Below are 12819 nucleotides of genomic sequence, written 5' to 3'. Positions count from 1 at the left end.
CCACCGCTGTCGTCCCGGCCTTGAGCCGGGACCCATAACCACAGGAAATGGTTCTGGTGTGAGCAAGCAGTTGCAGCGGAGCACACCACATCGCCTGTGGTTATGGGTCCCGGGTCAAGCCCGGGACGACACCGCTATTGCGAGGAGCATAGCGACGAAGCGATTGAGAGATACTTGCCTACTTCGCCGCAACCGCTGTCGTCGCTTCCGGCGGCAGGCTCTCCAGCAGCGCGTGCAGGGTGGTCATGGTCGAGCGATCGGCAATGCCGTCGACGCGTGCCTGGCGGAAATGGCGCTGGAAGGCGGTGACGACTTCCATGGTCGGCCCGTCAAATTTGCCGTTGGTCGGGATGTTGTAGCCGTAGCGGGCGAATGCCTTCTGCATGCTGGTGACGTTGTCGCTGATAGCGCCGAGCTGGAGCGTATCCCCGCGCACGATCGGCGCGGGCTGAACCCAGTGGCCGACACCGGAATTGGCCAGCGAATGCCACGGGAACTTCTCGCCGGGATCCTTCTTGCGCGCCGGCGCCACGTCCGAATGGCCGAGCACGCGATGCGAGGGCACGTTGCGGCGGAGCATGATGCCGCGGCACAGCGCGATCACTGCTGCGATCTGGCGCAGCGGATAGTCCGGATAGCCCCAGTCGTGGCCGCGGTTGATGATCTCGATGCCGATCGAGCAGGAATTGATGTCCTCTTCGCCGGCCCAGCAGGACACGCCGGCATGCCAGGCGCGCTTGCTCTCCGGCACGCACTGCACGATGCGCCCATCCTCCAGCACAATGTAATGCGCAGAGACCTCGGTGCCGGCGGTGCAGAGCTGCGCGATGGCGCCTTCGACGTCGGGCATGCCGGTGTAGTGCAGCACGATCATGTCGGGTTGCCGGTCGTTGGCGCGTTCGCCGAAATTCACCGACGGGATGACATCGGAGACGATCGAGGAGTCCGGGGTAAAGGTCTTCATGTCGGCTATGGCCCTGGGAACCGGAAGGGCGCGTTGACGCTTCGAATCAGCAGACGTGAACGAACCAGACGACATCCGAAATCTCAAACCCGGCGGCAGAACGGCAGCCCTGCAGTTTCCGGACAGCCGCCAATTTACTATTCCTTTACCCTGCCGCGGGCGCAATCATATGGGCGTGCATCTCGTGAATTTTAGACCCGCCTGTGGATGATGCGCATCATCCGGTTCCACGTGTGGTTAAAAAGCAAGGGAAACCGTGAAGGTTTCGGCAACGCTTTCTTAACGCTAAGTGCCGTTACTAAGTGGTGAATAGCCGAACCGGTTTTTGAGGGACGGCCGAGGCCCGCTTGCGCGCGAAATCCCATGGCAGCCCAGCAAACTCCGGTCGGACATCAGGATTTGCGGCCTGATATGGGAACCGGCGTTCGCTCCGTGCCGCGGCTGCTCAGCCGGGACCGCGGAATGACGCGCAACCATTCGAGGCGCCATGGGCTGGTCCGTGTCCAGTTTCGACCCCTTACGCCGGACGATCACCGGAGCCGGCGCATGACGCCTGCTGCGCCGCATATTTCCGTGCTCGGCCGCGAGGCGGTCGAGATGCTGAATCCGCGAAACGGAGGCATCTATGTCGACGCCACCTTCGGCGCCGGCGGCTATAGCCGCCTGATCCTTGCCGTGCCTGGAACCCGCGTCATCGGCATCGATCGCGACCGCTCGGCGATCACGGGCGGTTTCGATCTGGTCGATCGCGCCGATGGCCGGCTGACGCTGGTCGAGGACCGCTTCTCGAATCTCGCCGGCATCTGCAGCGCCCAGGGCGTCGAGGCCGTCGACGGCGTGGTGATGGACATCGGGGTCTCCTCGATGCAGCTCGACCAGGCCGCGCGCGGCTTCTCGTTCCGCCTGGCGGGCCCGCTCGATATGCGGATGGGGAATGAGGGGCCGACCGCGGCGGACGTGATCGCAACCGCGTCCGAGCGCGATCTTGCCGACATCATCTATCTCTTCGGCGAGGAGCGGCACTCGCGCGCGGTGGCGCGCGCTATCGTGGCTGCGCGGAAGCAAGCGCCGATCGCGACGACGCAAGCGCTGGCTGACATCGTCGCCAGGGTCGTGCGTTCCAAGCCGAACGAGATCCATCCGGCGACGCGGACGTTCCAGGCGCTGCGAATCTTCGTCAACGAAGAGCTCGACGAATTGCATCGCGCGCTCACAGCCGCCGAGCGTGTGCTGAAGGCGGGCGGGCGGCTCGTGGTTGTTTCGTTCCATTCGCTGGAAGACCGCATCGTCAAGAATTTCCTGGCTGAGCGCGGTAAGGTTGCCAGCGGCTCGCGGCATCTGCCCGCAGTCGCGCAGATGGCGCCAAGCTTCAAGATTTTGACAAAACGTCCGCTGACACCATCCGAGGACGAGATCGCGGCCAATCCGCGCGCGCGGTCAGCCAAGCTGCGCGCCGCCGAGCGCACGGAAGCGCCCGTGCATGCCGAGAGTGCGCCGCCGTCATGGCCGACGCTCGAACGCGTCATGAGGGGAGGCTAGCGCATGCGCATCCTCCATTTCCTCGTGATCGGCTTCCTCGTGGTCTGTGCGGCCTATGTCTACCGCATCAAGATGGAATCGACCGCCCGTACCGAGCGCGTGCTGCGGCTGAACGCGGAAATTCGCGAGCAGCGCGACGCGATCGCGGCTCTGCGCGCCGAATGGGCCAAGCTCGACGCGCCGCTTCGGTTGCAGGGGCTGGCCGAGCGTCATCTGGCGTTGAAGCCGCTCAGTGCCAATCAATATGACTCGCTGAAGAATCTGCCCGAGCGCCCGCCGAACTTCGCGCGGCCGGGCGCGCCCGATCCGATCGGCGCAATGATCAACACCATCGAGGCCGCCGCCGACCAGGAAAGCGTGACCGGCTCGGTGCAGCAGCCGCCGCAGGGTGATCAGCAATGACCGACCGCGCGCCAAGCACAAAACCGGCCGAGCCGTGGCGGCAGCGGCTGATCCGCAGCCTGCTCTATGGGCGCAACGTCGACCGCGCAGTGAAGGCGCGCGCCCGCGTCGGCTTTGCGATCATCGCCTTTGCCGCCGTTTACGCCATCATCGCCGGGCGGCTCGTGATGTTCGCGATCGGCGCCGACAGCCATGGCGCGCGCCGCACGGCCGCACAGGATGCGATCGCGACCGCGCGGCCTGATATCGTCGACCGCAACGGCGCAATCCTTGCGACCGACGTCAAGGCGCCGAGCCTGTTCGGCGAGCCGCGCCGCATCATCGACAAGGACGAGGCGATTGAGCTTCTGACAGCGACGTTGCCCGACCTCGACACCGTCGAAGTGCGCGACCGTCTGTCCTCGCGAAAAGGTTTTGTCTGGCTGAAGCGTGAGATCACGCCGCAACAGCAGCAGGATATCCACCGCCTCGGCATTCCCGGCATCGGCTTCCTGCGCGAGAACAGGCGTATCTATCCGACCGGCGCTGCCGTCGCCCACCTGATCGGCCTCGTCAACATCGACAACCAGGGCATCGCCGGCATGGAGAAGTGGCTGGACAACAACGGTCTGGCCGACCTGCATCGCGCGGGCTTTGCCACCGACCGCTTGCAGAAGCCGGTGGAACTGTCGATCGATCTGCGCGTTGAGCACGCGCTGCGCGACGAGCTCCTGAAGGCCAAGGAGAAATACAAGGCGAAGGCGGCCTCGGGCCTCGTGTCAAACGTGCGGACCGGCGAGATCGTCGCGCTGATCTCGCTGCCCGATTTCGATCCGAACAATCCGAAGGAAGCGCACGATCCCGACCGCATCAACCGCCTGACCACGGGCGTGTTCGAGATGGGTTCGACCTTCAAGACGCTGACGCTGGCGATGGCGCTCGACTCCGGCAAGGCCACGCTCAACACCATGTATGACGCGCGCGGCGCGCTGCACTACGGCAAGTTCGCGATCCACGACACCCATCCGCTGGGCCGGGCGATCTCGCTGTCGGAAGTGTTCACCTTCTCCTCCAATGTCGGCGCGGCCCGCGTCGCATTGAGCCAGGGCGTGGAAGCGCACAAGGCGTTCCTGAAGAAAGTCGGCCAGCTTGACCGGCTGCGCACCGAACTGCCGGAGAGCGCATCGCCGATCGTGCCGAAGCGCTGGGGCGAATTGAACACGATCACCATTGCCTTCGGTCACGGCATCGCGGTGGCGCCGCTGCAGGCGGTGATGGGCATCAATGCCATGGTCAATGGCGGCTATCTGATCCAGCCGACCTTCCTGAAGCGGTCGGAGGAAGAGGCGAGGGCAATCGCGAAAAGAGTGGTCAAGCCCGAGACATCGGACAAGATCCGTTACCTGATGCGGCTCAATGCCGAGATCGGAACGGCCAAGTCGGCCGACGTGAAGGGTTATTATATCGGCGGCAAGACCGGTACCGCGGAAAAAGTGGTCAACGGCCGCTATTCCAAGAAACAGGTGCTGAACTCGTTCACCGCCATCATGCCGGCGGATAATCCGAGGTATCAGCTCCTGGTGATGCTGGACGAGCCGAAGGCGCTGCCGGAGACCCATGGTTTCATCACTTCGGGCTGGAACGCGGTGCCGACCGGAGGCAAGGTGATCGCCCGTATTGCGCCGCTTCTGGGGCTCGAGCCGCGGTTCGATCTGCCGCCGTCCGACCGCCTTATTCTTGCGGCATCGAGGACAACCCAGTAAGGCGTGGGGGAGGGCATGATCCGGAAGCATGGATGCAGTTTTCCGAGGATCATGCTCAAACAGAAAGCAGGGCGCTGCTTCGAGGAAGTGCCGTCACGTTTCAACGTGTGAATCGCCGGCCGGACTGGAAGATCATGAGACTTCGCGACCTCTTCAGTGCTGATGCCACGATCGATCCGCAGGCGGAAGCCGTCGAGATCGGAGGGGTGACGGCTGATAGCCGCACGGTGAAGGCGGGCGATCTGTTCTTCGCACTCGCGGGCTACAAGACCGACGGGGCGCGCTTCGTCGATGCCGCGATTGCCGCAGGCGCGGCGGCGGTCGCGGGCGATCATCGGCCGCAAGGCGATCTGCGCGTGCCTTTTGTCGTGACGCCCAATCCGCGCCGCGCATTGGCGTTGGCTGCGGCGAAGTTCTTCAAGCGCCAGCCCGAGACGATCGCGGCGGTGACCGGCACCAGCGGCAAGACATCGGTGGCGGCTTTCACGCGCCAGATCTGGCAGCGATTGGGGCACGATGCCGCGAGCATCGGGACCATCGGCCTGGTGTCGCCGAAGCGCACGGTCTACGGCTCGCTGACCACGCCTGATCCGATCGAGCTGCATCGCCAGCTCGACGAGATTGCCGGTGACGGAGTCACGCATCTCGCATTCGAAGCGTCCTCGCACGGGCTCGACCAGTATCGGCTCGACGGCGTGCGCATCGCCGCCGGCGGATTCACCAACCTGTCGCGCGACCACATGGATTATCACCCCGACGTGGCGCACTATCTCAACGCCAAGCTGCGGCTGTTCCGCGATCTCGTGATGCCCGGCGGCGCCGCCGTGATCTCGGCCGATCATGATTGTTCGGCTGACGTGATCGATGCGGCGCGCGCGCGCAAGCTTGGGATCGTCACGGTTGGCCGCAATGCCGATGGCGGAGATGGCATTCGTCTGGTCGGCGCGTCGATCGAAGGCTTTGCGCAGAAGCTCGTGATCGAACACCGCGGCCGGAAACGCACGATCCATTTGCCGCTGGTCGGCGAGTTCCAGATCGAGAACGCGCTGGTGGCCGCCGGACTTGCGATCGGCACCGGCAGCGACGCCGACGCTGTCTTCGCAAGCCTCGAACATCTCGAGGGCGCCAAGGGCCGGCTCGAACGCGTCGGCGAGCGCAACGGTGCGCCGATTTTCATCGACTACGCGCACAAGCCGGATGCGCTCGCCAAGGCGCTGCAGGCGCTGCGGCCCTATGCGAAGCGCAAGCTGATCGTGGTCTTCGGCGCCGGCGGCGACCGCGATGCGGGCAAGCGCCCGCTGATGGGAGCGATTGCCGCTGACAATGCCGACAGCGTCATCGTCACCGACGACAATCCGCGCAGCGAGAATCCCGCGGCGATCCGCGCTGCCATTCTCGCCGCGGCAAAGGGCGCGAGCGAAATCGGCGACCGCGCCGAAGCGATCAGGGCCGGCATCGCCGCATTGCAGCCGGGCGATGTGCTCCTGATCGCCGGCAAGGGGCATGAAATCGGACAGATCATCGGCGACAGGACGCTGCCGTTCAGCGATCATGAGGCCGTAGCTGCGGCGCTTGAAGCGAGGGTCGCATGAGCACGCCACTATGGACACCGGTCGCGATGGCTGAGGCGATGCGCGCCGCAACGCAGGGGCGCTTGCCCTCCGGCGTCAGCGGTCTTTCCATCGACAGCCGCACGCTTCAGCCGGGCGAGGCCTATTTCGCCATCAAGGGCGACGTGCATGACGGCCACGATTTTGTCGAGGCCGCATTGAAGGCGGGCGCCGCGCTCGCGGTGGTCGAAAGGGCGCAGCACGAAAAATTTGCAGCCGATGCGCGGCTGTTGATTGTCGACGACGTGCTCGCGGGTCTCGTCGATCTTGCCCGCGCCTCGCGCGCGCGGCTCAACGCCAGGATCATCGCGGTCACCGGTTCGGTCGGCAAGACCTCGACCAAGGAAGCGCTGCGGCACGTGCTCTCGGCACAAGGCGAGACGCATGCCTCCGTTGCTTCCTTCAACAATCATTGGGGCGTGCCGCTGTCGCTGGCACGCTGCCCGGCATCGGCGCGCTTCGCGGTGTTCGAGATCGGCATGAACCATGTCGGCGAGATCACGCCGCTGGTGAGGCTGGTGCGGCCGCATGTGGCCGTCATCACCACAGTGGAGCCGGTGCATCTGGAATTCTTCTCCGGCATCGAAGAGATCGCGGACGCCAAGGCGGAGATCTTCCTGGGTCTGGAGCCCGCCGGCGCCGTCGTGCTCAACCGCGACAATGCGCAATTCGCAAGGCTGCAAGCGCACGCGAAGGAACTCGGCATTTCACGCATCGTCTCCTTCGGCACGGACGCGCAATCCGACGCGCGGCTCCTCGACGTCTCGCTGCAGGCGGCCTGTTCCGCCGTGCATGCCAACATCTTTGGCCACGACGTCACCTACAAGATCAGCATGCCGGGCCGCCACATGGCGATGAACTCGCTCGCTGTGCTCGCCGGCGCGTCGCTGATCGGGGCGGACCTCGCGCGCGCGGCATTGTCGCTGTCGCAGCTCGAGGCGCCCGCGGGCCGCGGTGCGCGGCGCGTCCTGGAGGTCGGTACTGGCGAAGCGACGCTGATCGATGAGAGCTATAATGCCAATCCGGCGTCGATGGCGGCGGCGCTGAACGTGCTCGGGCGGGCCCGGCTCGGTCCGCTGGGCCGCCGCATCGCGGTGCTCGGCGACATGCTCGAGCTCGGGCCAACCGGCCCCGCGCTGCATCGCGGCCTGGCCGAGGCGGTCAACGCCAACAATATCGACCTCGTTTATTGTTGTGGTCCGCTGATGCGCAACCTCTGGGATGCTCTTTCCACGGGAAGACGGGGAGGCTATGCCGATAGTTCGGCGAGTCTGGAGATCCAGGCGGTCGCGGCCATCCGCCCCGGCGACGCCGTCATGGTCAAGGGATCGCTGGGTTCGAAGATGAAGCGGATCGTCAACGCGCTGGAAAAGCGCTTTCCCGGCAAAGCCGCGCGCGAAGAAGCGGTATAGGCATAATTGAATGTTTTATTGGCTGATCGACCTTTCCAACACGGTCCCCGGCTTCGGGGTGTTCCGGGGCGCGCTCAACGTGTTCCGCTACATCACGTTCCGCACCGGCGGGGCGATGGTGACGGGCGCGCTGTTCGTGTTCCTGTTCGGGCCCTGGATCATCGATCACTTGCGGCTGCGCCAGGGCAAGGGCCAGCCGATCCGCACCGACGGCCCGCAGTCGCACCTCATTACCAAGAAGGGCACGCCGACCATGGGCGGGCTGATGATCCTGTCCGGCGTGGTGGTGGCGACGCTGCTCTGGGCGAACCCGATCAACCCCTATGTCTGGATCGTGCTGGCGGTGACGCTGGGCTTCGGCTTCGTCGGTTTCTATGACGACTATCTGAAGGTCACCAAGCAGAGCCACAGCGGCTTTGCCGGCAAGCTGCGCCTTGCGATCGAAGCGATCATCGCGCTCGCCGCCTGTTACGCGCTGGTGCGGCTCGGCCGCGATGTGTCCTCCACCTCGCTCGCGATTCCCTTCTTCAAGGATGTCGTGTTCAATTTCGGCTGGTTCTTCGTGATCTTCGGCGCCTTCGTCATGGTCGGCGCGGGCAATGCGGTGAACCTGACCGACGGCCTCGACGGTCTCGCCATCGTCCCGGTGATGATCGCGGCTGCGAGCTTCGGCATGATCTCCTATCTCACCGGCAACGCGGTGTTCTCCGATTACCTGCAGATCAACTATGTCGCCGGCACCGGCGAGCTCGCCGTGCTCTGCGGCGCCGTGCTGGGCGCAGGTCTCGGATTTTTGTGGTTCAACGCGCCGCCGGCCTCGATCTTCATGGGCGACACCGGCTCGCTCGCGCTCGGTGGCATGCTGGGGGCAACGGCGGTCGCGGTGAAGCACGAGATCGTGCTGGCGGTGATCGGCGGCCTGTTCGTGCTGGAGGCGGTTTCGGTGATCGTGCAGGTGGCTTCCTTCAAGCTCACCGGCAAGCGCGTGTTCCGGATGGCGCCGCTGCACCATCATTTCGAGCAGAAGGGCTGGACCGAGCCGCAGATCGTGATCCGCTTCTGGATCATCTCCGTGATGCTGGCGCTCGCCGGCCTCTCCACGCTGAAGCTGCGATGATCCCTGTCACTTCCTTTGCGGGCAAGACGGTCGCCGTGTTCGGGCTCGGCGGTTCGGGGCTTGCGAGCTGCAACGCGCTGAAGGCGGGCGGGGCGGAGGTGATCGCCGGCGACGACAATGCCGACAATATCGCGAAGGCCGCGCAAGCCGGCTTCACCACCGCCGATCTGCGCTCCGTGTCCTGGGCGAATTTCGCCGCGCTGATCCTGACCCCCGGCGCGCCGCTGACCCATCCGGCGCCGCATTGGAGCGTGCTGCTGGCGCGCCAGGCCGGCGTCGAGGTGATCGGCGATGTCGAACTGTTCTGCCGCGAGCGGCGCCGCCATGCGCCGCAGGCGCCGTTCGTCACCATCACCGGCACCAACGGCAAGTCGACCACGACAGCGCTGATCGCGCATCTGATGAAGGTCGCCGGCTACGACACCCAGATGGGCGGCAATATCGGCACCGCGATCCTGTCGCTGGAGCCGCCGCGGATGGGACGCGTGCACGTGATCGAGATGTCGTCCTACCAGATCGACCTCACGCCATCGCTCGATCCATCCGTCGGCATCCTCCTCAATGTCAGCGAGGACCATATCGATCGCCACGGCACGCTGGAGAATTACGCCGCCGTGAAGGAGCGGCTGGTCGCCGGCGTGCAGCCGGATGGCACCTCGATCGTCGGCGTCGACGACATCTTCTGCCGCAACATCGCCGATCGCCTGGATCGGTCAGGCAAGCGCGTGGTGCGGGTGTCCGTGAAGAACCCGCTGCCCGACGGCATCTATGTCGAACGCGAGACCATCGTGCTTGCGTCGGGCGCTGCGCGCAGCGAGGTCGCGCGGCTGGGCGGCATCGGTTCGCTCCGCGGCCTGCACAACGCCCAGAACGCCGCCTGCGCCGCAGCTTGCGCGCTGGCGATGGGCATCTCGACGGATGTGCTGCAGAACGGCCTGCGCAGCTTTCCGGGCCTCGCCCACCGCATGGAGCAGGTCGGTCGTCGCGGCAACGTGCTGTTCGTGAATGACTCCAAGGGCACCAATGCGGATGCGGCGGCGCATGCGCTGTCGTCATTCTCTGACATTTTCTGGATCGCCGGCGGCAAGCCGAAGGCCGGCGGCATAACCAGCCTGACCGGCTATTTCCCGCGCATCCGCAAAGCCTATCTGATCGGCGAGGCGGCGCAGGAATTTGCCGGCACGCTGGGCCAAGCCGTGCCGCACGAGATCTCGCAGACGCTGGATGTGGCCGTGGCCAACGCGGCGCGTGAGGCAGAAGCCTCCGGCCTCGCTGAGGCTGTTGTGCTGCTGTCGCCGGCCTGCGCCTCGTTCGACCAGTACCGCAATTTCGAAATCCGTGGCGCCGCCTTCCGCGACCTCGTCAATGTGCTGCCCGGCGTCAAGCCGGTGGTGTGAGACCACGTTCGACCGTCGTCACCCGCGAAGGCGGGTGACCCAGTATTCCACCGAAGCTGGTGGCTTGAGTCGATAGGCCGGCGTGTACTGGATACCCCGCCTGCGCGGGGTATGACGACGGTGAGTGGGGACGGCTCGCTACAATTCAAAACTTCCGCAATCCATTAACCCTTCGGAAACCATCCTCGTCCACCAATGGCCGTTACCTCGGCCATCTGGGGACGCCCATGCTCGCCCGCGACCAACGCACCCCGTTCTCCGACTGGTGGTGGACCATCGACAAGCCGCTGCTGGCTGCGATCATCGCGCTGATGTTCGGCGGCGTCATCCTGTCGCTGGCGGCGAGCCCGCCGGTCGCGACCCGGATCGGGCTCGATCCCTTCCATTTCTTCTCCAGGCACGTGCTGTTCCTGCTGCCATCCTTCATCGTGCTGATCGCCGTCTCCTTCCTGTCGCCGCGCCAGATCCGGCGCGCCGCGCTGGTCGTGTTCTTCGCCAGCATCGTGCTGATCGTGATGACGCTCCTGGTCGGTCCGGAGGTGAAGGGCTCCCGGCGCTGGATCACGCTGCTCGGCATCAACATCCAGGCTTCCGAATCGGCAAAGCCGGCCTTCGTCATCGTTGCGGCCTGGCTGTTTGCGGAATCGACCAGGCGTCCGGAAATGCCGGCGACGTCGATGGCAATGGTGCTGCTCTTGATGCTGGTCTCGCCCCTGGTGATGGAGCCCGATTTCGGCCAGACCATGCTGATCCTGATGGTCTGGGGCGCGCTGTTCTTCATCGCGGGCATGCGGATGATCTGGGTCGCGGGGCTTGCCGGCGCCGCCGGCCTCGGCCTCTTCAGCGCCTATCTGTTTGTTCCGCACGTCGCCGGCCGCATCAAGCGCTTCTTGAACCCGGCCTCCGGTGACACCTTCCAGGTCGACATGGCGATGGAGGCATTCTGGAACGGCGGCTGGTTCGGGCTCGGGCCGGGCGAGGGCATTGCAAAGCGCAGCCTGCCGGACAGCCACACCGACTTCGTCTTCGCCGTCGCCGCGGAAGAGTTCGGCATCATCCTCTGCCTTGCGCTGCTGGCACTGTTCGCCTTCGTCGTGATCCGCACGCTCTCGCGCGCCTATGCGAGCGAGGACATGTTCGCGCGCTTTGCGGCGTCGGGGCTCGCGATCCTGTTCGGCGTGCAGGCCGCCATCAACATGGCGGTCAATCTGCAATTGATCCCGGCCAAGGGCATGACGCTGCCGTTCATCTCCTATGGCGGCTCGTCGATCGTCTCGCTGGCTTATGGCGTCGGGATGATGCTGGCGCTGACCCGGCAGCGCCCGCGCACCGAGATCGAATCGACCAACGCAGCCAGCGCAGCGCCGAGCTACGCGTGAGACATTTCCGTCGTCATTGCGAGCGAAGCGAAGCAATCCATCTCGCCACTCGCGGAGGCATGGATTGCTTCGCTTCGCTCGCAATGACGGCCTAATGCCTGTAGAAGTCGGCCATGGACAACGCGCCCCTCATTCTGCTTGCTGCCGGCGGCACCGGCGGCCATCTGTTCCCCGCTGAAGCGCTCGGCGTGGAACTGATCAAACGCGGCCTGCGTGTGCGGCTCGCGACCGACGCCCGCGCGCTGCGCTACAGCGGACTGTTCTCCAAGGACAATATCGACGTGGTGCCGAGCGAGACGGTGCGCGGCCGCAACCCGATCGCGCTCGCCCGCACCGCGATCATGCTCGGCTACGGTCTCGCGGTTGCCGCCAATCTGGTGCGCCGGCTGAAGCCGGCTGCGGTGGTCGGCTTCGGCGGCTATCCCACGGTGCCGCCGCTCTTGGCCGCGCGCCTGCTCGGCGTGCCCGGCATCATCCATGACGCCAACGCGGTGCTCGGCCGCGCCAATCGCTTCCTCTCTGCCCGCGTCAATGCGATCGCGACCTCGCTGCCCGGCGTGCTCGATCGCGATCCGGCGCTGGCGGGCAAGACCACCACGGTCGGCACGCCGATGCGGCCCGCGATCCTCGCAGCCGCCGCGGTGCCGTTCGCCGCGCTGGAACCGAACGGGCCGCTGCGCCTGCTCGTGGTCGGCGGCAGCCAGGGCGCGCGGGTGATGAGCGACATCGTGCCCGGCGCGATCGAAAAGCTCGAGCCGGCGCTGTGGAGTCGCCTGATCCTCACCCAGCAGGTGCGGGAGGAGGACATGGCGCGGGTGCGCGCGGTCTATGACCGGCTCAAGATCAATGTCGAGCTCGCGCCGTTCTTCGCCGACCTGCCGGCAAGACTCGCCGCCAGCCATCTCGTGATCTCGCGCTCCGGTGCCGGCACGGTCGCCGAGCTCGCCGCGATCGGCCGGCCCTCGATCCTGGTGCCGCTGCCCGGCGCCATCGACCAGGACCAATTCGCCAATGCCGGCGTGCTGTCGCAGGCCGGCGGCGCGTTGCGGATCCCACAAGCCGAATTCACGCAAGGCCGGCTCGCGGCCGAAATCTCCGCTTTCGCGGCCGAACCGGTCAAACTGACCGCGATGGCCTCGGCCGCGCGCGGCGTCGGCCGGCTCGACGCCGCCGAACGGCTGGCCGATCTGGTGGTGAAAGTGGCTGGAATTTAGGCGATCCCACACAATTCCCACACAAATTGCCCTTGTCATGCCC

At 65.6% G+C, this 12819-nt stretch carries 10 protein-coding genes; 9 read left to right on the top strand and 1 reads right to left on the bottom strand.

Going from position 1 to position 12819, the window contains the following annotated elements; translation table 11 throughout:
* Window positions 1–178: 178 nt before the first annotated feature.
* Window positions 179–1039, bottom strand: coding sequence for an N-acetylmuramoyl-L-alanine amidase (locus tag ACVJGD_RS18080; protein ID WP_456635616.1), 861 nt, complete (start codon window positions 1037–1039; stop codon window positions 179–181).
* Window positions 1040–1375: 336 nt separating this feature from the next.
* Between ACVJGD_RS18080 and rsmH the strand changes: the two genes are divergently transcribed.
* The 9 genes from rsmH (at window position 1376) to murG (ending at window position 12776) form a co-directional block, all read left to right on the top strand.
* Window positions 1376–2503 carry a 16S rRNA (cytosine(1402)-N(4))-methyltransferase RsmH gene (gene rsmH, locus ACVJGD_RS18075; protein ID WP_456640284.1) on the top strand — a complete coding sequence of 376 codons (1128 nt, stop codon included), beginning with the start codon at window positions 1376–1378 and terminating at the stop codon, window positions 2501–2503.
* A 3-nt stretch (window positions 2504–2506) separates the two neighbouring features.
* Window positions 2507–2905 (top strand): cell division protein FtsL, encoded by a 399-nt coding sequence (ftsL, locus tag ACVJGD_RS18070; RefSeq protein ID WP_456635615.1) that lies wholly within the window; start codon window positions 2507–2509, stop codon window positions 2903–2905.
* The gene (locus tag ACVJGD_RS18065) at window positions 2902–4647 is read left to right on the top strand and encodes a peptidoglycan D,D-transpeptidase FtsI family protein (protein WP_456635614.1); all 1746 of its coding nucleotides are present in this window, start codon (window positions 2902–2904) and stop codon (window positions 4645–4647) included. Before ftsL ends, ACVJGD_RS18065 begins: the two co-directional genes overlap by 4 nt.
* A gap of 134 nt (window positions 4648–4781) precedes the next feature.
* A complete protein-coding gene (locus tag ACVJGD_RS18060; protein WP_456635613.1) occupies window positions 4782–6239 on the top strand; it encodes a UDP-N-acetylmuramoyl-L-alanyl-D-glutamate--2,6-diaminopimelate ligase in 1458 nt (485 codons plus the stop codon).
* Window positions 6236–7669, top strand: a complete 1434-nt coding sequence (locus ACVJGD_RS18055) for a UDP-N-acetylmuramoylalanyl-D-glutamyl-2,6-diaminopimelate--D-alanyl-D-alanine ligase (RefSeq protein WP_456635612.1) — start codon at window positions 6236–6238, stop codon at window positions 7667–7669. The genes ACVJGD_RS18060 and ACVJGD_RS18055 overlap by 4 nt, the downstream gene beginning before the upstream one ends.
* Window positions 7670–7679: 10 nt before the next feature.
* Window positions 7680–8786: a phospho-N-acetylmuramoyl-pentapeptide-transferase gene (gene mraY, locus ACVJGD_RS18050; RefSeq protein ID WP_454617509.1), complete on the top strand. Its 1107-nt coding sequence runs from the start codon at window positions 7680–7682 to the stop codon at window positions 8784–8786.
* Window positions 8783–10183, top strand: coding sequence for a UDP-N-acetylmuramoyl-L-alanine--D-glutamate ligase (murD, locus tag ACVJGD_RS18045; RefSeq protein ID WP_456635611.1), 1401 nt, complete (start codon window positions 8783–8785; stop codon window positions 10181–10183). Before mraY ends, murD begins: the two co-directional genes overlap by 4 nt.
* A gap of 227 nt (window positions 10184–10410) precedes the next feature.
* Window positions 10411–11562 (top strand): putative lipid II flippase FtsW, encoded by a 1152-nt coding sequence (gene ftsW, locus ACVJGD_RS18040; RefSeq protein ID WP_456635610.1) that lies wholly within the window; start codon window positions 10411–10413, stop codon window positions 11560–11562.
* 113 nt (window positions 11563–11675) lie between these two features.
* Window positions 11676–12776, top strand: coding sequence for an undecaprenyldiphospho-muramoylpentapeptide beta-N-acetylglucosaminyltransferase (gene murG, locus ACVJGD_RS18035; protein ID WP_456635609.1), 1101 nt, complete (start codon window positions 11676–11678; stop codon window positions 12774–12776).
* Window positions 12777–12819 lie beyond the last annotated feature (43 nt).

Source organism: Bradyrhizobium sp. USDA 10063 (genome assembly GCF_054063735.1).
The sequence above is the reverse complement of the archived record's forward strand: the minus strand, read 5'-3'. Positions and strand labels throughout refer to the sequence as shown.

Bases quoted from the DNA above. Each gene is read 5' to 3' on its own strand.
- ACVJGD_RS18080 (WP_456635616.1), bottom strand. From the start codon at position 1,039: ATGTCGTCTGGTTCGTTCACGTCTGCTGATTCGAAGCGTCAACGCGCC.
- rsmH (WP_456640284.1), top strand. From the start codon at position 1,376: ATGGGAACCGGCGTTCGCTCCGTGCCGCGGCTGCTCAGCCGGGACCGC.
- ftsL (WP_456635615.1), top strand. From the start codon at position 2,507: ATGCGCATCCTCCATTTCCTCGTGATCGGCTTCCTCGTGGTCTGTGCG.
- ACVJGD_RS18065 (WP_456635614.1), top strand. From the start codon at position 2,902: ATGACCGACCGCGCGCCAAGCACAAAACCGGCCGAGCCGTGGCGGCAG.
- ACVJGD_RS18060 (WP_456635613.1), top strand. From the start codon at position 4,782: ATGAGACTTCGCGACCTCTTCAGTGCTGATGCCACGATCGATCCGCAG.
- ACVJGD_RS18055 (WP_456635612.1), top strand. From the start codon at position 6,236: ATGAGCACGCCACTATGGACACCGGTCGCGATGGCTGAGGCGATGCGC.
- mraY (WP_454617509.1), top strand. From the start codon at position 7,680: ATGTTTTATTGGCTGATCGACCTTTCCAACACGGTCCCCGGCTTCGGG.
- murD (WP_456635611.1), top strand. From the start codon at position 8,783: ATGATCCCTGTCACTTCCTTTGCGGGCAAGACGGTCGCCGTGTTCGGG.
- ftsW (WP_456635610.1), top strand. From the start codon at position 10,411: ATGCTCGCCCGCGACCAACGCACCCCGTTCTCCGACTGGTGGTGGACC.
- murG (WP_456635609.1), top strand. From the start codon at position 11,676: ATGGACAACGCGCCCCTCATTCTGCTTGCTGCCGGCGGCACCGGCGGC.